This is a genomic window from Streptomyces sp. HmicA12, from assembly GCF_000373565.1.
In the GTDB taxonomy this organism is placed as follows: Bacteria; Actinomycetota; Actinomycetes; order Streptomycetales; family Streptomycetaceae; genus Streptomyces.
Genome location: NZ_KB891852.1, coordinates 306348 through 328392, shown reverse-complemented (window position 1 = coordinate 328392; position 22045 = coordinate 306348). Strand labels below are relative to the sequence as shown.

At 73.3% G+C, this 22045-nt stretch carries 15 protein-coding genes; 10 read left to right on the top strand and 5 right to left on the bottom strand.

The window, feature by feature from the left end; translation table 11 throughout:
* Positions 1–428, bottom strand: a 428-nt coding sequence (locus B072_RS0142080; RefSeq protein ID WP_161234311.1) for a potassium-transporting ATPase subunit KdpA, incomplete at its 3' end; no start/stop codon positions are given.
* Between the two features lie 8 nt (positions 429–436).
* Complete coding sequence (gene kdpF, locus B072_RS46065; protein ID WP_018536030.1) at positions 437–526, bottom strand: K(+)-transporting ATPase subunit F; 90 nt, start codon at positions 524–526, stop codon at positions 437–439.
* A gap of 357 nt (positions 527–883) precedes the next feature.
* Here kdpF and B072_RS0142065 point away from each other — a divergent pair, with 357 nt between their 5' ends.
* Positions 884–1075 carry a DUF5999 family protein gene (locus B072_RS0142065; protein WP_018536029.1) on the top strand — a complete coding sequence of 64 codons (192 nt, stop codon included), beginning with the start codon at positions 884–886 and terminating at the stop codon, positions 1073–1075.
* Between the two features lie 89 nt (positions 1076–1164).
* On the opposite strand, the gene B072_RS0142060 is transcribed toward B072_RS0142065, so the two are convergent.
* Positions 1165–2100: an alpha/beta fold hydrolase gene (locus B072_RS0142060; protein WP_018536028.1), complete on the bottom strand. Its 936-nt coding sequence runs from the start codon at positions 2098–2100 to the stop codon at positions 1165–1167.
* A gap of 108 nt (positions 2101–2208) precedes the next feature.
* Here B072_RS0142060 and B072_RS0142055 point away from each other — a divergent pair, with 108 nt between their 5' ends.
* The 8 genes from B072_RS0142055 to B072_RS0142020 all read left to right on the top strand — a co-directional run bounded on the left by B072_RS0142055 (position 2209) and on the right by B072_RS0142020 (position 17865).
* The gene (locus tag B072_RS0142055) at positions 2209–2751 is read left to right on the top strand and encodes a helix-turn-helix domain-containing protein (RefSeq protein ID WP_018536027.1); all 543 of its coding nucleotides are present in this window, start codon (positions 2209–2211) and stop codon (positions 2749–2751) included.
* Positions 2752–2957: 206 nt separating this feature from the next.
* Entirely contained in the window at positions 2958–4235 is a 1278-nt protein-coding gene (locus tag B072_RS0142050; protein WP_018536026.1) for an MFS transporter, read from the top strand.
* Entirely contained in the window at positions 4180–7320 is a 3141-nt protein-coding gene (locus B072_RS0142045; protein ID WP_026246901.1) for a type I polyketide synthase, read from the top strand. Before B072_RS0142050 ends, B072_RS0142045 begins: the two co-directional genes overlap by 56 nt.
* Positions 7317–12872, top strand: a complete 5556-nt coding sequence (locus B072_RS45315) for a MupA/Atu3671 family FMN-dependent luciferase-like monooxygenase (protein WP_051127409.1) — start codon at positions 7317–7319, stop codon at positions 12870–12872. Before B072_RS0142045 ends, B072_RS45315 begins: the two co-directional genes overlap by 4 nt.
* Positions 12869–14155 (top strand): M18 family aminopeptidase, encoded by a 1287-nt coding sequence (locus B072_RS0142035; RefSeq protein WP_018536025.1) that lies wholly within the window; start codon positions 12869–12871, stop codon positions 14153–14155. The genes B072_RS45315 and B072_RS0142035 overlap by 4 nt, the downstream gene beginning before the upstream one ends.
* Positions 14156–14162: 7 nt before the next feature.
* Complete coding sequence (locus tag B072_RS0142030; RefSeq protein WP_018536024.1) at positions 14163–14942, top strand: thioesterase II family protein; 780 nt, start codon at positions 14163–14165, stop codon at positions 14940–14942.
* Positions 14939–16693, top strand: a complete 1755-nt coding sequence (locus B072_RS45310; RefSeq protein WP_018536023.1) for a non-ribosomal peptide synthetase — start codon at positions 14939–14941, stop codon at positions 16691–16693. Before B072_RS0142030 ends, B072_RS45310 begins: the two co-directional genes overlap by 4 nt.
* On the top strand, positions 16690–17865 hold the full coding sequence (locus B072_RS0142020; protein ID WP_018536022.1) for an argininosuccinate synthase-related protein: 1176 nt from the start codon (positions 16690–16692) through the stop codon (positions 17863–17865). Before B072_RS45310 ends, B072_RS0142020 begins: the two co-directional genes overlap by 4 nt.
* Here the strand turns inward: B072_RS0142020 and B072_RS0142015 are convergent.
* Positions 17862–19343: an amidase gene (locus B072_RS0142015; RefSeq protein WP_026246900.1), complete on the bottom strand. Its 1482-nt coding sequence runs from the start codon at positions 19341–19343 to the stop codon at positions 17862–17864. The two genes, B072_RS0142020 and B072_RS0142015, sit on opposite strands and share 4 nt — an antisense overlap.
* A gap of 217 nt (positions 19344–19560) precedes the next feature.
* A complete protein-coding gene (locus B072_RS0142010) occupies positions 19561–20136 on the bottom strand; it encodes a TetR/AcrR family transcriptional regulator (protein WP_018536020.1) in 576 nt (191 codons plus the stop codon).
* 133 nt (positions 20137–20269) lie between these two features.
* Between B072_RS0142010 and B072_RS0142005 the strand changes: the two genes are divergently transcribed.
* Positions 20270–22006, top strand: a complete 1737-nt coding sequence (locus B072_RS0142005; protein ID WP_018536019.1) for a CocE/NonD family hydrolase — start codon at positions 20270–20272, stop codon at positions 22004–22006.
* Positions 22007–22045 lie beyond the last annotated feature (39 nt).

Sequence of the window (22045 nt, the reverse complement as noted above, 5' to 3'; positions counted from 1 at the left end):
CCGACGGCCGCCGAGACGAAGTTCTGCACCGCGAGGCCGCCGGTCTGCACGACGTGGCCCATCGCCTGCTCGCCGTAGTACGACTGCCAGTTGGTGTTGGAGACGAAGGACGCGGCCGTGTTGAAGGCCTGGTCCGGGTCGATGGAGGCGAAGCCGAGCGATCCCGGCAGCGAGCCCTGCAGGCGCTGCAACAGGTAGAGGAAGAGGACGCTCACGGCGGAGAAGGCGAGAACGCCCCGCAGGTACGCGGTCCAGCGCATCTCCGCGTCGGGGTTGGCGCCGATGCCCTTGTAGATCCACTTCTCCACCCGCAGGTGCTTCTCGGAGGAGTAGACCCGGGCCATGTGGTCGCCGAGGGGCCGGTACGCGAGGGCCAGCGCCGCGACGAGCGCGAGGAGCTGGAGCACTCCGGCAAGTACGGGGCTCATATCTGTGCTCAGAACCTCTCCGGATAGATGAGGGCGAGGACGAGATAGCCCAGCAGGGCGACGGCCACGATCAGGCCGACGATGTTCTCGGCGGTCACAGCTTCGTCACCCCCTTGGCGACGAGTGCCACCAGCGCGAAGACCGCGATCGTGGTGACGACGAAGGCCACGTCGGCCATCGTGAGCTCCCTGAATCGAAGTTCGGGTCAGACGTTCGGACGAGGTCTGACAGGGAGAGGAAACCCCCGGTCATGGCCGGTTTCGATCCCCGTTGACGGCTCCCTTACGCGGGCGTGTGCGCCCTTGACGCGTCTCTTACGCGGGAGTGCGTGACCGGAGCGTCCGGGCTCTGTCCGCGGACTGTCCTGGAGCTGTCACACTCCGCGCCGGGCTCTGGCCGCCGGGGCGTGCCGCGCGCATGGTCGAAGCAGAGGACAGCCCACCCGGAGGTGCGCAATGTGTGACCACCGACCCACGTGCCCGAACGGCGCGCACATCGTCGCCGCCCACCCCGAGCAGGGCTGGAGCCTGCTGTGCGACGGCAGGATCGTCTTCGACGACACGGGCGAGCTGCTGCCCGACGGGCAGGTCGTGGCTCCGCTGCGGCCGTACCGGGCGCCGGTCGAGCGGCTCGTCGTCGCGGCCTGACGCGGCGGCCGTGAGCGGTCGGCGGCGTTCGGGAGCGCGGCGTGGCGGACGGTGATCGTCCGCCACGTCGTCCGGCGCGTTCGCGGTGGTCAGTGCCTCGCGGATGAGGCGGGAGATCCCGCAGCGGATACCGCGCCCAGCAGGTCGTCGACGGCGGCGAGGACCGCGTCCGGCCGTTCCTCGTGCAGCCAGCCGTGCCCGGCGTCGTCCAGGACCCGGTGCTCGCCGCGCGGCGACTCGGCGGCGAGTTCGGCGTGCAGGGCGCGCTTGACCGCGTCGATCTCGCCGAGCAGGCCCGCGGGCCACAGATGGGCCTGCGTGGCGTCGTGGCCCATCTCCGAGAGCACGATCGTCGGGACGTCCGGGGTGGGCGGGGCGCCGCGCAGTTCGTCGGCGACCTTGTCGTAGAGGTTGTCGTTCTCGCGGCCGGCGGCCCGGTAGGTGGCGAGGTGCCGGTCCGCCAGCGGGCCGCGCACCGGCTCCGGCCAGGCGGCGAAGTGCGCCGTCAACTGGTCTCGTGCCGCGGCCAGTCGGGCCTCCGTCGGCTCGACGCTCTGCTGTTCGTCCAGCCGCGCCGTCATGGCGTCGAGGTGGTCGCGGGCCGCCTGCGGCACCCGACGCCCCAGGTCCTCGTGGAACGGGTCGAGCAGCAGCAGGCCCGCCACGTCGGCGGGGTGCAGCCGGGCGTAGTGGCGGGCGTAGGCGCCGCCGAGGGAGTGCCCGACGAGAAGGTACGGGCCGGGAACCCCGGCCGTCCGCAACAGCTCACGCAACTCCGCGACGACCTCCCCGGCCGTGCGCGGCAGCACCTCCGCCCCTTCGCTCCAGCCTGTACCCGCACGGTCGTGGAGCACGCCGGTGGTGCGCTGGGCGATGCGCTCGTGCAGGCGCAGATAGTCGAGGCCCATCATCCCGGCGCCGGCGAGGACGACGACGGCCGGACCGCCGGTCCCGGAGCGGTGCAGCAGCAACTGCCGTCCGCCGACGGTGTGGTGGCGCCCCAGCGGCGGCTGCTGCACGGTCATGGATCCCCCTGGCGTTCGCGTTCTCGCGGTGTCGCACCGCTTGCGTACTCTTGCGCTCTCTTGCGTTCTCAACTTTGAGAACGGTATCAGCCGTGAGACCGTACGCCCATGGACACGGTCGATCTCCTCCTCCATCCGGTCCGGCTGCGCCTCGTGCACGCCCTGTCCGGCGACCGGACGCTCACCACGTCCCAGATGTGCGCGCTGCTGCCCGACGTGTCGAAGGCGACCGTGTACCGGCACGTCGGCGCGCTCGCGGACGCCGGGCTCCTGGACGTCGCGGACGAGCAGCGGGTGCGCGGTGCCGTGGAGCGCACCTACCGGCTGCGCCGGGAGCGGGCGGTGGTCGACGCCGAGGCCGCCGCGCAGGTCACTCCCGACGAGCACCGACGGATCTTCGCCGTGGCGACGGCCACGCTGCTGGCCGAGTTCGGCGCGTACCTGGAGCGGGACGGCGCCGACCCGGTGGCCGACCAGGTCGGCTACCGGCAGCACGCGATCTGGCTGAGCCCGGCCGAACGGGCCGAGCTGATCGAGGAGCTGCGGGCCGTCCTGGTCCGCCACATCGGCAACGCGCCCGCCCCGGGCCGCGTCCGCCACCTCATCAGCCCGATCCTGTTCCCGGCGGAGGAGCCCACCGGGGTCTCCTGAGCCGCGGCAGCCGGCCCGTTCGGCCGGAATCGGCCTTGTGCGGGAGTGCGTGGGGCAGGCCGTCGGCGCGGTCATGGTCGGGTCCCGGACGAAATCCGTGATCTTGCTGCGGAAGGCGGATCCTGCCGCCTATGGTGCGGAGCGTTCGATCCCCGATCACCCGTTCGCACTGCCGCAAGGCCGCACAGCCGCAAAGGAACTTCCCCATGAAGGAACGCCGGTACCGCGTTCTGGTGACCGGTTACGCGATCTCCTCCTACGGCACGTACCTGAACCTGGTCGCGCTCAATCTGTACGTGTACGCGGTCACGGACCGGGCCCTCGCGGTGGGCGTCTTCATGGCCGTGCGGCTCGCCGCCGGGTTCCTCGCGGGGCTCGGCGCCGCCGCCGTGCTCGCCCGGTGGGCGGCGAAGCCGGTGATGTTCTGGGCGAACGTGCTGCAGGCGGCGGCGCTCCTGCTGCTGGTCTGCGCGCCGGACGGGCTGCGGACGGCTGCGCTGTTCCTGGTCTCCGCGGTGGTCGGCGCGGCCGGCACCTTCTTCATGGTCGCGTTCCGCAGCTCGATCCCGGAGATGGTGGACGAGGGGCGGCACACCTGGGCGAACTCGCTGATGGTGAGCGGCCGTTCGATGGCGATGGTGGTCGGGTTCGCGTCGTCGGGTGTCGTGGTGTCGCTGCTCGGATACACCGCCGCGTTCCTGGTCGACATGGGTACGTTCCTGGTGTGCGCCGCCACGGTGGCCCTGCTGCCGCTGGCCGCGCGCCCGCGGAGGGATGCCGAGGACGCCCCGGCGCAGGGCAAGCGGCGCACGCCCGGCGCCCTGACCGCGCTCGCCGCGGCGCCCGTGATCGCCCTGATGGTCGCGCTGCGCGGCATCGACGCGCTCGGCTCGTCCTCGCACAACGCGGCCCTGCCGGTGTACTCCACGCAGTTGGACGCCGACCGGCCCGCTGTCTTCGTCAGTGTCTTCTGGTGCACGTGGGCGCTGGGCAATGTGCTGGTGCAACAGGTGCTGCAACGGTGGGTGAAGCGGGACGGGCGCTCGGTCGGGGCGCTCGGTTTCGGCCTCGGCACGATCGCGATGTCGGCGACGTTCATTCTCGCGTTCGCCGGGTTCCCGTGGGCGGCGACGATCGTGATCGCGCTGCTGGCGGGCGCGGCCGACGGGGTCACCGAGGTGTCGTACAGCTCGCATCTGCAGACCCTGCCGACGAACCTGCGCACCCATGCCTTCGGCCTGTCGGCGACCGTGGAGAACCTGGGCTTCGGTGTCGGGATGATCGTGGTGTCGGCCGCGCTCGACGCGTTCCCGCCGCTGTCGGTGGTCGGCGTCGCGCACGGTGTGGCGATCGTGGTGGCCGTGGTCTTCGTGGCCCAGGTGCTGCGGCAGCGGCGCTCCGTCTCCAGCAGCGGGGAGGGAGGGGGCGATGCGGGACCGGCGGGTGGCGGTCGTCGGGATGGCGCTGAGGTTTCCGGGAGCTGACAGCCCGGAGCGGTACTGGCGGGACATCGCGGCGGGCACGACGCACGTGCGGCGTTTCACCGACGCCGAGTTCGCGGCCTCCGGGGTGCCCGAGGCGACGTACAAGGAGCCGGGGTTCGTCGGGGCGAGTGCGCCGCTGTACGGCATCGAGGGGTTCGACGCGGCGTTCTTCGGGATGAGCGGGCGCGAGGCGACGGTGACGGATCCGCAGCAGCGGCTGTTCCTGGAGTGCGCCCAGCACGCGCTGGAGGACGCCGGGTACGCGGGCGCCTCGCCGGACACGCGGATCGGGGTGTACGCGAGCGTCGGCTACCGCCTGTACTCGCTGCACAGCTATCTCGCACGGAACATCGGGTCCCCCGAGGAGGCCGACTGGACGGCCGTGAAGCAGATCCAGGTAGGCAACTACCCTGACTTCACGGCGAATCGGGCAGCGTTCCGGCTCGGCCTCGACGGGCCCGCGGTCAATGTGGCCACGGCCTGCTCCAGCGCGCTGGTCTCCGTGCATCTTGCCTGTCAGGCGCTGTCGGCGGGGGACGCCGATCTGATGGTGGTCGGTTCGGCGGCGCTGCACCTGCCGCAGGTCACCGGGCACCGGCACGTGAAGGGTTCGACGATCTCGCCGACGGGTGCGGTACGGGCCTTCGACGCGGCGGCCGACGGCACCGTCGGCGGCAACGGGGTGGCGGCCGTGGTCCTCAAGCCGCTGCGGCGGGCGCTGGCCGACGGGGACACCGTGCACGCGGTCATCCTGGGTTCGGCGGTCACCAACGACGGTGCGGACAAAGGGGGGTTCGCGGCTCCCGGCGTGGCGGGGCAACGGGACGCGGTGCTCGGCGCGCTCGCGGCGGCGGACGTGCCCGTCGAGTCGATCCGCTATCTGGAGGCGCACGGCACGGGCACCTTCAAGGGCGACCCGATCGAGTTCGCCGCGCTGACCGAAGCGCTGCGGCGGCACACCGACCGCACCGGGTTCTGCGCGCTCGGCTCGACGAAGCCGGCGATCGGGCACCTCGACAGCGCCGCGGGCCTGGCCGGACTGATCAAGGCGATCCTGGTGCTGCGCCACGGCCTCGTCCCGCCGCTGGTGAACTTCACCCGGGCCAATCCTCAACTGGGCCTTTCGGAAAGCCCGTTCACGCTCCCTCGCCGCGCCACGCCTTGGCCCGCCGACGCCGAAGGGCCGCGTCGCGCGGGCGTGCACTCCATCGGCATGGGCGGCACGAACGCCCACGTGATCCTGGAACAGGCCCCGCCCGCCCCGGCCCGCGCCACCCCGGCAGCGCCGCCGCCCGCGCTCCTCCCCCTCTCGGCCCGCTCCCCCAAGGCCCTGACGGAGTCGGCCCGTTCGTTCCGGGAGACGCTCGTACGCGATCCAGGGCTCGACCCCGCCGACCTGCTCGCCACGACGGCGCTCGGCCGCCGCCACCACGAGCACCGCCTCGTCGTCACCGGCGCCCCGGCCGAAGGGCTCGACGCGTTCCTGGCGGGGTACGCCGACCCGACGGCGTACCGGACGGGTGTGGTGACCGGCCCCGCGGACCCGGTGTTCCTCTTCAGCGGGCAGGGCGGGGCCGAGCCGGGCATGGCGGCGGCCCTGGCGGAACGTTTCCCGGTGGTCGCCGAGACCCTGGAGGTCTGCGCACGGATCCACCAAGAGGCCACCGGCGCAGGGAACTTCGTGGACCGGCTGGTCGCCGGGGCGGGGCCCGGGCGGTGGGACACGGCGTTCGCGCAGCCCGCGCTGTTCGCCTTCCAGGTCGCGCAGGCGCGGCTGTGGGAGTCCCTCGGCGTGCGCCCGGCGGCCGTCGCCGGGCACAGCGTCGGAGAGTACGCGGCGCTGTACGCGGCCGGAGCCCTGTCGCTGGAGGACGGGATGCGGCTGCTGTGCCGCAGGGGCCGCCTCATGCAGGACACCGCACCCGGTGCGATGCTCGCCGTGTTCGCCCCGCACGAGCGGGTGCGGGCACTGCTCGACGCGGTCGGGGACGGGCTCGAACTCGCCGTCGTGAACGGGGCCACGCACCATGTCGTCGCGGGCCGCCCGGACGCGGTGGCGACGGCGCGCGGGCTCCTGGGCGACGTGCCGTGCGAGCCGCTCCCGGTCGACCGGGCGTTCCACACGGCGCTGCTCGACCCGATGCTCGACGAGCTGCGGGAAGCCGCCGAGAGGGCCCAACTACGCGCTGTTGACGTAGAGTTCATGTCCGGTCTCGACGGTACCGCGCACCCCGCCGGGTGGCGTCCCGACCCGGATCACCTGGTGCGGCAGGCCCGCCGTCCCGCCGACTTCCACGCGGTGTTGCGCGCCCTCGCGGACCGTGCCGTGCTCCTGGAGCTGGGGCCCGGCGCCCCGCTGACCGGCATGGCCCGGCGCACTCTGCCCGGCGTGCCGTGTCTGCCGACGCAGGGCAGGGCGCCCGGCGTCGACGGGCTGTGGCGGGCGGTGGCCGGGCTGCACTGCACGGGCGTGCCCGTCGACTGGGCGGCGCTCACGGCCGGCGGCGGAGGTCGCCGGATCCCGCTGCCCACCTATCCCTTCCAGCACCGCCCCTATTGGACGGGCCCCGCACCACTCACGGAGGACGCAGTGACCGCTCAGCCCGACGGCCGGACCGTGCTCGACCGCGTACGCGAACTCACCGCCCACCACCTGGGCTTCACCACGGACGAGGTGGCGCCCGGGCAGACCTATGTCGGGCTCGGTGCGGACTCCCTCCAACTCATCGGGATGCTGCGTCAGTTGGAGGCCGAGTTCGACGTGCGGATCGCGATCCGGGAGATCCTGGAGGACGCGGGGACACCGGAGCTCACGGCCCGGCTCATAGCCGAGCGGCGCGCACGGCCGGTACCGCCGCCCGCCGCCGAGGTGATCACGCCCAGGCGTGAGGTGGTCGCGCCCGTCCGACCCCAGGCGAGCCCACCCGCCCGGCAGCCGGAGGCAGAGGGAAGCGAGTACGCCACGCGTGCGGAGATCGCCGAACTCACCCGTCAGGTCAACCTGTTGGCCGAGACGCAGGCGGCGATGCTGACCCAGCTGTCCGAGGCGGTGGCCCTGCTCGGCGCCGACCGCACGGCCCGATGACGACCACGGCGGCGGACCGCGCCGCACAGCTGTCGCGGGAGCTCACCCAGCAGCTCGCCCGAGCCCGGACGGGGACGGCCGCGGGAGCAACGACGGGGACACGGGCACCGCAGGCCCCGGAGGTGCACGGCCCGCGCGTCACCGTCCCCCACTCCTCCGGCATGGCGGGCGAGGGCGCCGACGCGGCACAGCGCGCGCACGCCGCCGAGCTGGCCCGGCGCCTGTCCGAACGTACCGCCACGTCCAAGGATCTGGCGCAGCGCCAGCGCCCCGTGCTGGCCGACAGCCGGGCCGTGGTGGGGTTCCGGCGCGCCACGAAGGAGACGCTGTATCCGATCGCGGCGCGTTCGGCGCGGGGCGCGCATCTGACCGACGTCGACGGCACCACGTACACCGACATCACGATGGGCTTCGGCTCCCTGCTCCTCGGGCACGAGCCGGAGTGCGTCACCGAGGCCGTGCGGGCCCATCTCGCCGACGGGCTGCGGTTCGGGCCGCGCCCGGTCGAGGCCGGTGAAGTCGCCGAGCTGCTGGCCCGGTTGACGGGGATGGAACGGGTGGCGTTCGCGAACTCCGGCACCGAGGCGAACTCGGCCGCGATCCGGCTGGCCCGCGCGGCGACGGGCCGCGACCGCGTCGTCATGTTCCGCGGCTCCTACCACGGCCACATCGACTCCGTGCTCGGCCGCCCGGGACCGGACGGCGGCCGCGCCGTGCCCGTCTCGCGCGGCATCCCGGCCAGCGCCGTCGCCGATCTGCTGGTCCTGGAGTACGGCGGTCAGGAGGCCCTGGACACGATCGACGCGCTCGGCGACACGATCGCCGCCGTCGTCGTCGAGCCCGTCCAGTGCCGCAACCCCGCGCTGCGGCCGGTGGAATTCCTGCGCGCGCTCCGCGAACTGACCGGGCGGCGCGGCATCGTGCTGCTCTTCGACGAGATGCTGACGGGCCTGCGCCCGCACCCACGCGGCGCCCAGCACCACTTCGGCGTGGTCCCGGACCTGGCCACGTACGGCAAGGCCCTCGGCAGCGGCTACCCCGTCGGGGCGATCGCGGGCCGCGCCGACATCCTGGACGGGGTCGACGGCGGGTTCTGGCGCTACGGCGACGACAGCCGCCCGGAGGCGGAGACCACCTTCTTCGGCGGCACGTACCTGCAGCATCCGCTGTCGATGACGGCGGCCAAGGCGGTCCTCACCCACCTCACCGCCGAGGGCCCCGGGCTGCAGGAGGGCCTCAACGCCCGCACCGACGCCCTCGCCCACGACCTCAACACATTCTTCCGCGCCGAGGAATTCCCCCTGGAACTGGCCCACTTCGGGTCCATGTTCCGTTTCACGCACCGCGCCGACATGGAGCTGCTGTACCAGCACCTCCTGCTGCGCGGCGTCTACGTGTGGGAGTGGCGCAGCTTCTACCTCTCCACCGCTCACACGGACGCGGACGTCGAGCGGGTCGCGGACGCCGTGAAGGACTCGCTGCGGGCCCTGCGTGAGGGAGGCTTCTTCCCGACGAAGACGAAGGCGGGGACGGGGACGGGGGCGGGGACGAAGTCGGCGCCGCAGGCCGCCGCGCCCCACATCCCGCGCCCCGCACCGGACTTCGGCGTCTACTTCTTCGGCGACTACCCCGACGCCGAGGACACCTCGCAGGCGTACGACCGCATCGTCGACACGGCCCGGTTCGCCGACGAGCGCGGCTTCAGCTCGCTGTGGATTCCCGAGCGGCACTTCCACTCCTTCGGCGGGCTCTTCCCCAACCCGGCCGTGCTCGCCTCGGCGCTCGCCCGGGAGACGGAGCGGATCCGGCTCAACGCGGGTTCCGTGGTGCTGCCGTTGCACGATCCGGTGCGGGTCGCCGAGGAGTGGGCGGTGGTGGACCGGCTCTCCGGCGGCCGGGTCGGCCTCGGCTGCGCCACCGGCTGGCACGCGCAGGACTTCGCGCTGCACCCGGAGCGGTTCGCGCGCCGCAAGGACATCGCCTTCGAACACCTCGACGCGGTACGGGAGTTGTGGCGCGGCGGCACCGTGCGCCGGGAGACCGGTGACGGCCGCCCCCTCGACGTACGGACGTTTCCGCGGCCCGTGCAGGAGGCGCCGCCGATGTTCCTGGCGACGTCCGGACGCAGGGAGTCGTACGAGGAGGCAGCCCGCCGCGACCTGGGCGTCGTCACGAACCTCATGAACCAGACCGTCGCCGAGCTCGCCGCGAACATCGCGCACTACCGCGCCGCCCGCGCCCAGCACGGCCTGGAACCCGACGCGGGCCGCGTCACCGTCCTCCTGCACACCTATCTCGCCGACGACCACGCGACGGCCCGCGCCGAGGCCCGCGAGCCGATGACCCGCTACCTGCGCTCGTCCCTGCAGATGCGGTCGGCGGCCGGGGCCGTCGCCGCGGGCGAGCGGGACGTGGCGGAGGCGAGCGAGGCGGACCTGGAGTACCTGTTCCTGCGGGCCTACGACCGGTACTGTGACGAGCGGGCGCTGATCGGTACGCCCGCGTCGTGCGCGCCGGTCGTGGCGGCGCTGCGAGAGGCGGGCGTCGACGAGATCGCCGCGCTGGTCGACTTCGGGATGCCGGCCGAGAAGATGCGGGCGGGTCTGGAGCACCTGGACGCGCTGCGGGAGGCCACCGGCGCTCAGGACGCCACCGCGCCCGCGACCGCCGCCCAGCGCCGGCTCTGGCTCGCCGCACAGCTGGTCGGTGACCCGGCCGCGTACAACGAGGTCCAGGCGGTGCGGCTGCGCGGCCCCCTCGACGTACCGGCCCTGACCGCCGCCGTCGACGCACTCACGGCCCGGCACCCGGCGCTGCGCACGGTGTTCCGCGCGGGCGGCGAGGACGGGCTGCTCCAGCAGGTGGTCCTCGGCTCGCCGCGGATCACCCTGGAGGTGAGGGACGCCCGGGAGCAGGGTGTGGACGCGGCGATCGAGGCCGCGCTGCGCGAGGCGAGCACCCGCCCCTACGACCTCGCCGAAGGCCCGCTGTTCGCGCCGCGCCTGCTGACGCTCACGGACGACGACCACGTCCTGGTGTTCGGCCTGCACCACCTGATCACGGACGGCCACTCGGCGCGGCTGCTCGCGGACGACCTCCAGGAGCTGTACCGGGCGCGGGTGGAGGGCCGTGCGGCCCGCTTCCCGGAACCTGCCGGAACCACGGCGGGCGCACCCGAACTCCCCACGACCGACACCGATCTGGAGTGGTGGCTGAAGTACCTGGATCCGCTGCCGCCGGTGCTCGCGCCGCCCACCGACCGGCCGCGCGGCCGCCGGGTCTGCGGCCACGGCGCGGCGGCCGAGGTGTCCCTCGACGCGGCGCGGACGGCCGCGGTGCAGGAGTGGAGCGGGCGGCAGGGCGTCACGCTGTTCGCGACGCTGCTCACCGCCTGGCAGCTGGTGCTGCGCGAGCGGACGGGCCTGGACGAGTTCGTCATCGGTTCGACGTTCGGCCGGCGCCCGCCCGGGTCCGCGCACACGGTCGGCTTCCACGCGGCCGTACTGCCGCTGCGGGCGTCGCTGAGCGACTCGACGACGGTGACCGATGCCGTACGGGCCACGCGCGACGCACTGTTCGAGGCCGAGCGGCACCAACAGGTCGACGTGGACGCGCTGTTGACGCGGCTGCACCCGGATCCGGGGCATCCGCGCCCGCTGGTCACGGTGTCGGCGGACCTGGACACAGCGCCGCTCACCCGTGTCCAACTGCCGGGGCTGACCGCGTCCGAGGTCGCTGGCGGCGCCTCGTCCGCGCCGCTCGAACTCGCCCTGATGGCGGTGCGCACCCCGACCGGGCTGCGGCTGCGCGTCCGCTACGACGCCGATCTCTACGACGCCGGGACGGTGCGCGGACACCTGGCCGACCTGGAGCGGGTGCTCGGCGCGATGGTGGACGAGGGCGCGGTGACGGTGCGCGAGACGCGCCTGGGCCCCGAACTCGCCCCTGCGTCCGATGATTTGCGCGCGATCTGGCGCTCGGTGCTCGGTGTCGAGGAGCTTCCCGAGGACGCCAACTTCTTCGACCTGGGCGGTAATTCGATCGCGGCGATCCGTCTCGTGAACCGGGTGCGTGAGGTGCTGCACGCCGACGTGGCGCTCGCCGACTTCTTCGCGGACGCCACGCTGGGCGCGATGGCCGCCCAACTCGGGCTGCCGCGGACGGAGCCCGAGGACGGCGTCGTCGACCGCGCCCCGGTCAGCCCTCAGCAGGACCGGATGATCGCGGGTCACCTGGCGGTCCCGCAGCCCCAGGTGTGGAACGTGCCCACCCGGATCCGCCTCAAAGGCGACCTCGATCCCGACGCGCTGCGTACGGCCCTGGCCGGGCTGATCGACCGTCACCACGCTTTGCGGACGCGCTTCGTGCGGGACGCCGACGGGGCCTGGCGGCAGGAGGTGCTCCCCGCGCCGCCGCCCCGGCTGCGCGTCGACGACCTGTCGCGGCTCGCCCCGGACAAGGCCCAGGAGCGGGCCGACGCGATCTGCCGGCGGATGGCGGCGCGGCCGTTCGACCTCGCCGAGCCGACGCTGCCGCGCTCCCGGCTGCTGAGGGTCGCCGAGGACACCTGGGTGCTGATGTTCGTGCTGCACCACGTCAGCGCGGACGGCTGGTCCCACTCGGTCCTGATGGCGGAGCTCGCCGAGCTGTACACGGCCGCCGCCGCGGGCCGTGCGCCCGCGCTGGCCGCGCCGTCCGCGCAGGCCCCGGAGTACGCCCGCGAGCAGCTCGCCACGCACAGTCCGGGCGAGGAGGAGCGGCGGGCCGCGTTCTGCGCGCGGTACCTGGACGGTGCGCCGTGCCGGTTTGACACACCCACGGACCGGCCCCGGCCGCAGGTCCTCAGCGGCGACGGCGGCACCGTGCGCGGCGCGGTGTCCGCCGAAGTCCGCACCAGGATGGAGGAGTTGGCGTCCTCCGTGCACCAGACGCCGTTCGCGGTCGCGGCGGCCGCGCTCGGCGTGCATCTGGCCCGGCTGGCCGGGGAGCGGGACGTCCTGCTCGCCGTGCCGTACGCCAACCGCGAGGGCACGGCCGCCGATTCGCTGGTGGCGATGGTGTCGACATCGGTGATGGTGCGGGTCCGCGTCGAGCCCGGCGAGTCCTTCGCCGAGCTGGTCGCCCGTACCGGCGCCGAGGCGCTCGCCGTGATGGCGCACGTCCTGCCGACCTCCCGGATCATGCAGGCGATGCGGGACGCGGGCGCCACCGAGGTGCCCGACCGGGTGCCGAACGTGCTCGCGTTCCAGAACTATCCGGACACCGACATCGAGATCCCGGGACTCGACGTCGAGGTCGAGGACCTGGCGCCACCGGTCGCCCGCGCCGAGCTGGTCTTCGGACTCTCGCCGCGCCGCGACCCGGCGCTCGGTCTGCGCACCTTCCTGGAATACTCGGCCGATCTGTGGGACGAGGCCACGGCCGGCCAACTCCTCACCTCCTACGTCGCGTTGCTCGGGGAACTGTGCGCACATCCCGAGCGTCCCGTCGCGGCGCTGCTCGACGACCCTCACCCCTTGACTCCCGTACCTCAGGAGGCGGAGACCGTATGACCCTGCCCACACAAGCCGACCACGTCGAGGACCTGCTCGCCTTCCTGCGGGAGAGCCCGTCGCCCTACCACGCGGTGGCGTCGGCGGCGCATCGTCTGGAGAAGGCCGGGTTCACCGAGCTGACCGGCACCGAGGAGTGGACGGGCCACAGAGGCGGCCGCTACCTCGCCAAGGGCGGGGCGCTGCTCGCCTGGTACGTGCCCGAGGACGCCCCGGCCCACGCCCCGTTCCGCATCATGGGCTCGCACACCGACTCGCCGAACCTGCGCGTCAAGCCGACCCCGGACACCGGCCGGGCCGGCTGGCGGCAGGTCGCCGTGGAGATCTACGGCGGTGTCCCGCTCAACACCTGGCTCGACCGGGACCTCGGCATCTCGGGCCGCCTCACGCTGCGCGACGGCTCGACGGTCCTGGTCAACGTCGACGAACCGCTTCTGCGCGTACCGCAGTTGGCGATCCACCTGGACCGGGCCGTGAACGAAGGGCTCGCCCTGGACCGGCAGCGGCAGACCCAGCCGATCTGGTCGCTCGGCGCCGTGGAGCACGGCGCGCTGCTCGGCCGGGTCGCCGACGAGGCCGGGGTCGGCGCCACCGACGTGCTCGGCTGGGACCTGATGCTGCACGACGTGCAGCCGCCCGGACTCCTCGGCGCGCAAATGGAGTTCATCGTCTCGTCACGGCTGGACAACCAGGTGTCGGTGCACGCGGGCGTCACCGCGCTGCTCGCCGCCGCCGAGAACGCGGGCCCCGACCGGGTGCCGGTGCTCGCCGCGTTCGACCACGAGGAGATCGGCAGCGGCTCCGAGACCGGCGCCCAGGGCCCGCTCCTGGAACGGGTGCTGCACCGCTCGGTGACCGCGCGCGGCGGCAGCGGCGAGGACTGGGAGCGGGCGCTCGCGGGCGGCCTGTGCGTCTCCGCCGACATGTCGCACGCGGTGCACCCCAACTACGTAGACCGGCACGACCCCGACAACCACCCGCTGCCGAACGGCGGCCCGGTCGTCAAGACCAACGTCAACCAGCGGTACGCCACCGAGGGCACGGGCCAGGCCGCGTGGGCCGCCGCGTGCGAGCGGGCCGACGTGCCGTGGCAGCGGTTCGTGTCGAGCAACGCGATGCCGTGCGGCACGTCGATCGGCCCGATCACCGCGGCGCGGCTCGGCGTGACGACGGTCGATGTGGGGGTGCCCGGCCTGTCGATGCACTCCGCGCGGGAACTGGTCGGGGTCGACGACCCGGGCCATCTGGCGCGGGCGCTCGCCGAGTTCGCGACCACGGGATGAGGCACGGATGCCGGTGAAGACCTTCACGCTCAGGGGCGCGGACCCCGAGGACGCGGCCTGGCGGGTGCTGCTCGTGCCGCACGCGGGCGCGGGCGCGTCCGCCGGCGCGGCGTTCGCCGAGCACGTCCCGGACGACTGGGCGGTGGCCACGGCGCGACTGCCGGGCCGCGAGTCCCGGGTACGTGAACCCGTCGGCGGCCTTGCGGAGTTGACGGCGGACGTGGCCGCCACGGCCCGCGCACTGCCGGGCTCCGGGCCGCTGCTCGTGGTGGGCGTGTGCTCGGGTGCGGTGATCGCCCTGGAGGCGGTCCGCGTCCTGCAGCGCGACGGCGATGTCCCGGTGTCGGGGTTCGTGGCGGTGTCGCAGTGGGCGGTGACCGAGAAGCCGGACCCGGAGCGCCGTCTGCTGCGCGACACGGACGAGCCGGGCGAACTCCTGGACATCCTGCGGGAGTTCGGTGGTGTACCGGAGTCGCTGGCGGCGAACGAGGAGATGCTGGGGCTGCTGCTGCCGACGATCGTGGCGGACATGCGGGCGGTGGAGGAGTACAGCTCGTCGCCCGACCCGCTGCTCGCGTGCCCGCTGCTCACGGTCTTCGGGGACGAGGACCCACTGTGCCCGGAGGAACGCGTCGAGGACTGGGACCTGTTCAGCGACCGTACCCGGACGGTGTGGCTGCCCGGCGGCCACCTGCTGCTCACGGAGAGCCCGGAGCTGCTCGCGCGGGCCGTCGCGGACAGCGTCGGCCACTTCGTCGCCCCTCACGAGGAAGGCCCGGCCGCGTGACCCGGATCGATGCCCTGCTCCTGGAGCGCTGGGACCGCGACCCGGCTCTCCCCGCGCTGATCTCCGGCGAAACCGTCGTCACCATGGGCGAGTTGAAGGACCGGGTGCTGCGCACGGCCGCCGCGCTGCGCGCGCACGGCGTCGGCCCCGGCGACCGTGTGGTGGTGCACCACGACCGGTCCGTGGAGTTCTTCGTGGCGCTGCTCGGCGCGGCGTTCGCGGGCGCCGCGCACGCCGCGCTCGACCCGGCGGACCCGCAGGACCGCGTCCGCGCGACGACCCGGGACTGCGCCCCGCACGCCGTCCTGACCAACTCCCGCCTACGGGACCGCTTTTCGGGGCTCTGCGACGTCGTACTGACCGACGACGAGTGCGCCGCGTACCCACCGGCCCCGGCACCTGCTCTCGACGCGTCGCCCGACGACCCGGTGGTGATCATCTACACCTCGGGTTCCACCGGCCGCCCCAAGGCCGCTCTGATCAGCCACGGCGCGCTCGTCTCCCGCCTGAACGCCCTGCAGTCCACGCACCGCATGGACGAGCACGACCGGATGATCCACCACACGGCGTGCAGCTTCGACATGTACCTGAGCGAGACGTACTGGCCGCTGCTCGCGGGCGCCTGCGTCGTCATCGCCGAACCGGGCCGGCAGCGCGACGCGGACCACCTCGCGGCACTGATCCACGACCATGCCGTCACCACGTTCTACTGCGTGGTCTCGCTGCTCGACCTGTTCCTACTGGCCCGCGACCCGGCCGAGCGCTACGACGGGATCCGGCAGGTCCTCACCGGCGGCGAGCCGCTCAGCCCCGATCTGGTGGCCCGTTTCCACGCCCGCTCCACGGCGTCCCTGACGAACCTGTACGGGCCCAGCGAGTGCACCGTCTACTGCACGTACTGGATCTGCCCGCGCGACCCGGACCCGGAGACGGTGCTGATCGGCGGGCCCGTCCGGGACACGGAACTGTGGATCCTGGACGAGTCGGGGGCTCCGGCCACAGAGGGTGAGCTGTACATCGGCGGCGCGGGCCTCGGCCTCGGCTACCTGCACCGGCCCGAGCTCACCGCCGAACGGTTCGTGACCACGCCGTACGGCAGGCTGTACCGCTCCGGCGACCTGGTGCGGGTGGCCGGCCCCGACGGCGCCCTGGAGTTCCTGGGCCGTGTCGACCGGCAGGTGAAGATCCGCGGCATCCGCGTCGAACCGGCCGAGATCGAGGCAACGGCCCTGACGTGTAAGGGCGTTGGGCAAGTCGCGGTCATCGCGCACGGCTCGGGTGCGGACAAGGCCCTCGCCGCGTTCGTGGTGCCCGAGGACGGTGCGGCGGCGCCCGAAACCCTGGCCCCGGCGGTCCGCGAGCACCTGCGCGCGCTGCTCCCCCACTACCTGGTTCCGCGCACCGTGGACGTGCTGGACGCGCTGCCACTGACCGCGAACGGCAAGCTCGACCGGGCGCTCCTGGAGAAGCGGGCGGCAGCCGCCCCCGCGCCTCGCCCGGTCGCGCCTGGGCCCACGGAGGATCTCGCGGAGCTCGTCGTCGCGGTCTGGCGCGAGGTGCTCGGCGTGGCCGCGATCGACCCCGACGACGACTTCTTCGATCTGGGCGGCGACTCGTTCACGGTCGTCCGGGTCGTCGAGACGCTGCGCGCCCGGCTCGGCCTCGACATTCCGCTCGCGGCCCTGCTCCACGAGCCGACGCCGCGGGCGTTCACCGCCGAGCTGCGTACAGTGCGGGAGGAGCGCGGGTGACAAGGGCGCACGGGCCACGGATCCGCTCCTTCGCGGACCTCACGGACGGCTCACCGGACCGGCATCGCCCGGTGGTCACCCTGTTCAGCGGCGGGCTCGACAGCACGTATCTGCTGCACCGGCTGACCCGGGCGGGCTTCACCGACGTCCACGCGTTCAGTGCCGACCTGGGCGCGGGCGAGGACGCCGAGGAGCTGCGGCACACCACGGACCACCTGGGTGTGCGGCTGCATCTGGTGGACGCGCGGCAGGTCTTCGCCGATGCCTTCGTCCGCCCGGCGATCGCCGCGCAGGCCGTGTACCTGGACACGCACCCGGTCAGCTCGTCGCTCAGCCGCCCGCTGATCGCGCGGCTGGCCCTGGAGCTGGCCACGGAGCTGGACGCGGCGGCCGTGATCCACACGGCGAACCCGTCCCAGAACACGCTGCGCCGCCTCAACGGCGCCCTCGACCTCCTCGGCTGCACGGCGCGCTACGGCAGTCCGTACGACCTCGACCCGGTCGACCGCGACCAGAAGGCGCGGGAGCTGGAGGAGATCGGCCTGCCGCATCTGAGCAAGCGGGTGGCGAGCGTCGACGCGAACCTGTGGTGCCGCGAGTTCGAGTCGGGCGTCCTCGACGACCCGCAGGACCACACCGTCCCCGAGCACCTGTACACGTGGACGGCCCGCCCCGCCGAGCCGCCCGCCGACGAGACCCTGGAGATCGCCTTCACCCACGGCGTCCCCACGGCCCTCGACGGTACGCCGCTGCCGCTGCCCGCCCTGATCGAGACGCTCAACCACCGGGCGGGCGCCCACGGCCTCGGCCGCTACAGCGGCCTGGAGCACCTGCCCGGCGGCCACAAGGTCCTGGAACTGCGGGAGATGCCGGCCGCCACCCTCCTCCTGAAGACCTACCGCCACCTGGAGACGGCGACGCTCGCCGCCGAGACCGTCCGGGAGAAGATGCACCTCGAACAGCTCTGGGTGCGCGAGGCGCTGGAGGGACGCTGGTTCGGCGAACTCCGCACCGCCTGCGACCGGTTCATCTCCTCCTGCGCCGCCCGGGTCTGCGGCACGGTCCGCTGGCGGCTGTCCCGGGGCACGGCGCAGACCCGCGCGATCACCGCGGCGGACCCCCTCTACGTACGGGACCGGGAGGCCTGGGAGCGGGATCGGCAGCCTCGCTAACGGGCCCACACCCGCAGCGCCGGTGACCGGTCCTCGACGGCCTGCGCGGCGTCGAGCAGCCGGTCCTCCGTGAACCGCCCGCCGATCAGCTGCACCCCGAGCGGCACCCCGTCGTGCAGCGCCACCGGCACACTCACCGCCGGGAAACCGAGGATCGGCACGGCCTGCATCGGCCACATCGCGGGGAACAGTTCGAGGGCCCGGTCACGTCCGGCGAGATCGGCGTCCTGCTCGAAGGGCGGCTCGGCGCAGACGGGGGTGAGCAACAGCCGGTCCGCGCCGAGGAGTTCCTGCAGCCGGGTGACGAGCGTGGCCCGCCGCCCCCACCCGTTGATGTACGTCTCCAGGTCGGGCCGCTCGCCCCACACCCGCGCGGCGGCCTCGAAGTGCCGGCCCAGAGCGGTGCGGATGGCGTCGTCACCGATCTGCTCGACGACCCGCAGCAGCCCACGAGTGTCCTCGGTGATCAGCAGCAGCCACAGTCGCGCGGCCTCGGCGAGCAGCGGCGCGCCTTCCGTCCCGTCCGCCTCGTCGACCTCGTCGACCTCGTCGACCTCGTAGCCGGCGTCTGCGAGCCGCGCCGCGGCCACCCCGACGGCGGCGTCCACGGCGGGATGGTTCGTGACGCCCTCGATCCCGCGCACGACGGTGACCCGCCGCACCGGGCCACCCGCTCCGGGCAGCGCCGGAACCCCGTAGGGGCTGCGCAGATCGGGCGTGCTCATGGCGTGCAGGGCGAGCCGCGCGTCGGCGACGGTCCGCCCGAGCGGCCCCTGCACCGCGCACTGGTGCACGGTCGGCGGGAAGTCGAGCGGCACCGGCCCGTCCGGCGTCTCGGCGTACGCGGGCGGCGCCCAGTCGGAGACGAGGCCCACCGTCGGCCGCACCCCGACCACGCCGCAGCAGGCGGCGGGGAACCGGATCGACCCACCGATGTCGTTGCCCTGCGCCAGCGGCGTGCACCCGGCCGCGATCCCGCTCGCCGCGCCGCCGCTCGACCCACCGGGCGTGCGCCCGTGGTCCCAGGGATTCAGGGTCCGCCCGTGCAGCGCGTTCCCGGAGAACCAGCGCAGCGAGAACGCCGGGACGTTGCTGCGCCCGAGCGGGATCGCCCCGGCGCCGCGCAACGCGCCGACGCACGCGGCGTCCTCCTCGGCGACGTTCCCGGCGAGCGCGGCGATCCCGTTGGTGGTGGCGTACCCGCGCTGCTCGGTGTTGACCTTGATGGACACGGGCACACCGTGCAGCGGCCCGAGTTCCTCGCCGGCGGCGACGGCGGTGTCCGCGGCCTTCGCCGCGGCGAGGGCCTCCTCGCCGCGCACCTCCACGAGGGCGTTCGCCTCGGGGTTCACTTCCTCGATCCGCCCGAGGCAGGAGGCGACGACCTCGACGGCGGACACCTCACGGGCACGTACGGCAGCGGCGAGATCAACGGCGGACCACTGCCACAATTCACCATGCGGGCTTGCATACGTCACAGGGCACCTCTTCGGGATGCGGTGATTCATCAGGGGCGCGGGGCTGTGTCGACGTGCGGCTCCGCCGCGTGCGCGCGACGAATCCGGTGGAGCCCCCACACAGGGCAGAGCACAACGCCCCGCACTTAAATACAACGGCGTTGCATAACGCGCTCAGACTGCGCCGCACCCCGAGAACCTGTCAACCCCCGCCCCCGCAGGCCCGCTTCGGCCGAGCTCAGCCGGATTTCAGCAACTCCAGCACCGCCAGGATCGCCCGCTCCCCCCGCTCCGCGGGCCACTGCTCCCCGTCCTCGAGCGTGGCGAGCCAGTACCCCCGCAGCAGCAGATGCAGCACGTCACCCCCCAACTCCGCGTCCGCGAGCCCCGCCTCGGCCGCGAACACCCCGAGCTCCTCCCGGTACCGACGGGACGTTCCCCGGCGCACCGCCTCGATCTCCCCGCCCGCCTCGGACCCGGCACTGGCGATCTCCATCAGCAGCCGGCGCAGCACCTCGTCGTCGCGCTCGGTGGTGCACATCCAGCGCACGGCCGCGCGCAGCCTCTCCTCCCCCTCGACCCCGTCGAGGGCCTCCGCCATCTCGCGGCCCCACTCGGCCTCGGCGAGCCGCAGGGCGTTGATCATCAGGGCGGCGCGGCTGGACACGTAGTTGGTCACCATCGCGGTGGAGCCGCCGAGTTCCTGCGCGACGGCACGGATGGTCACGGAACGGACGCCGCGCTCGCGGGCGACCTGAATGGTGGCCTCGGCGATCTCGTCGAGCCGCCTGGCCTCGTCTACCTCGATCGGCATGTCGCCGACCTTAACGCAATGGCTTGACCGTGTTCACACGGAGCTGCAATGTTGTCATACAACGTCGTTACATCACGGCGTTGCACCTCCCCGCGCCCCGCTTCTCGCGCTCTGCCTCCGGGAGTTCACCCTCATGACCTTCACTTTCGCGCGCACCGGCCCGGCCCCGGTCCCGTCCAGGGCCCAGGAGTTCCGGGTGCGGATGCGCGACGGCGTCCGGCTCGCCACGGACGTCTACCTGCCCGATCACGGGGACCGGCACAGGGGCGAGCACGGGGACGCCCACGTGCCGGCCGTCCTCGTCCGTCTCCCCTACGACAAGAACAGCCGCTACGTGTACTTCGACGAGGTCGCGGCCCGCTTCACCGCATGCGGCTACGCGGTCGTCGTGCAGGACGTACGCGGCAAATTCCGCTCCGAGGGCCCGACCGTGCCGTTCCTGAGGGAACCGGACGACGGCTACGACACGATCGACTGGATCGTCCGACAGCCCTGGTCCGACGGGCTGGTGGGCATGTTCGGCGACTCGTACTACGGGTTCACCCAGTGGGCCGCGGTGGCCTCCCAGCATCCGGCGCTGCGCGCGATCGTGCCGCGCGTGACCACGGTCGACTTCAACGCGACCGCGCAGAACACGGCTCCGGTCGGCCGGCCCGTCTGGCTGGAGGGCATCGAGTACTTCGCGCACTACTGGGTCGACCAAGGCGTGTACGACTACGAGCCGGACCGCGCCGTCCGCCCGGTCATCGACCAGTTCGAGGAGGCGTTCCGCGCGATCGGCGCCCGCTCCACCTGGTTCGACCTGCTGGCCCCGCGCTTCACGGACCTGTTCCCGGCGCGCGGCCTGCACCCCTTCGACGCGCGCCCGGTGCCGGTGCTGCACTGCGTGGGCTGGTTCGACAACATCGTGACGCCGCACATGGGCGACTACATGGAACTGGCCGCGCGGCCGGGCTGGGACGCCGTGCAGTACCTGTGGGCGGGCGCGATCGACCACGAGAACTACCGGCTCGCCGACGCCCCGGCGACCGAGGAGACGGACCACGCCACGAATCCGGCGGCCCTCGCCCGGATGCTCCCCGACTATGTGGACCCGGCCGTCGAGTTCTTCGACGTGTTCCTCAAGGGCACCCGCCGGGTGAGTGAACTGCCCAAGGCCCGATGGGAGTTGGGGCACGCGGGCTGGCGTACGTCGACGTCCTGGCCGCCGCCCGAAGCGGTCGAGCGCACCTTCTGGCTCGACGCGCTCGACGGACTCGACGGCATCGATGGGCTCAAGCTCGACGGATCGGCAGCCCCGCCCGGCGGCGCTGCAGCGCAATGGACGTACGACCCCGAGGACCTGGTCCCCTCCCTGGTGCCCAACTCCTTCGCCCAGTTGCAGAGTTACCCCGACCTGGCGCCCCTGACCACCCGCGACGACGTGCTCACCTTCACCGGTCCCGCCCTCGCCGCGCCCCTCGACCTCGCGGGCCCGCTCGCCCTCGACCTCCATGTCACCAGCAGCGCCCCGGTGTTCGACGTCTTCGTGAAGCTGCTCGACCTCGGCCCCGACGGGCAGGCCCATCCGATCGCGCGCGGCGAGGTCTGCGTACGGGCCGACGCCGCGCCCGACGACGTACGGGTCGACCTCGGGCACACCGGCTACCGGCTGCGCCCGGGACACCGGCTCGCGCTGCTCCTGGCGAGCAGCGACTACCCGATGTACCTGCCCGCGTCGGGAAGCGACGAGAACCCGTGGACCACCGTCGCCGCCAAGCCGAGCACCCAGACCCTGCACACCGGCGGCGCGCTCCCCTCCCGCCTCGTGCTCACCGTCCTGCCCGCACCCGACGCACAGCACTCCCCCACACCCCACGCACAGCACTGAACCCCCCGCACCGAAGGACCCCCGCATCCACGCAGCACT

Bases quoted from the DNA above. Each gene is read 5' to 3' on its own strand.
- B072_RS0142055 (WP_018536027.1), top strand. From the start codon at position 2,209: ATGGACACGGTCGATCTCCTCCTCCATCCGGTCCGGCTGCGCCTCGTG.
- B072_RS0142045 (WP_026246901.1), top strand. From the start codon at position 4,180: ATGCGGGACCGGCGGGTGGCGGTCGTCGGGATGGCGCTGAGGTTTCCG.
- B072_RS0142005 (WP_018536019.1), top strand. From the start codon at position 20,270: ATGACCTTCACTTTCGCGCGCACCGGCCCGGCCCCGGTCCCGTCCAGG.
- B072_RS0142065 (WP_018536029.1), top strand. From the start codon at position 884: ATGTGTGACCACCGACCCACGTGCCCGAACGGCGCGCACATCGTCGCC.
- B072_RS0142050 (WP_018536026.1), top strand. From the start codon at position 2,958: ATGAAGGAACGCCGGTACCGCGTTCTGGTGACCGGTTACGCGATCTCC.
- B072_RS45315 (WP_051127409.1), top strand. From the start codon at position 7,317: ATGACGACCACGGCGGCGGACCGCGCCGCACAGCTGTCGCGGGAGCTC.
- B072_RS0142060 (WP_018536028.1), bottom strand. From the start codon at position 2,100: ATGACCGTGCAGCAGCCGCCGCTGGGGCGCCACCACACCGTCGGCGGA.
- B072_RS0142010 (WP_018536020.1), bottom strand. From the start codon at position 20,136: ATGCCGATCGAGGTAGACGAGGCCAGGCGGCTCGACGAGATCGCCGAG.
- B072_RS0142030 (WP_018536024.1), top strand. From the start codon at position 14,163: ATGCCGGTGAAGACCTTCACGCTCAGGGGCGCGGACCCCGAGGACGCG.
- B072_RS0142035 (WP_018536025.1), top strand. From the start codon at position 12,869: ATGACCCTGCCCACACAAGCCGACCACGTCGAGGACCTGCTCGCCTTC.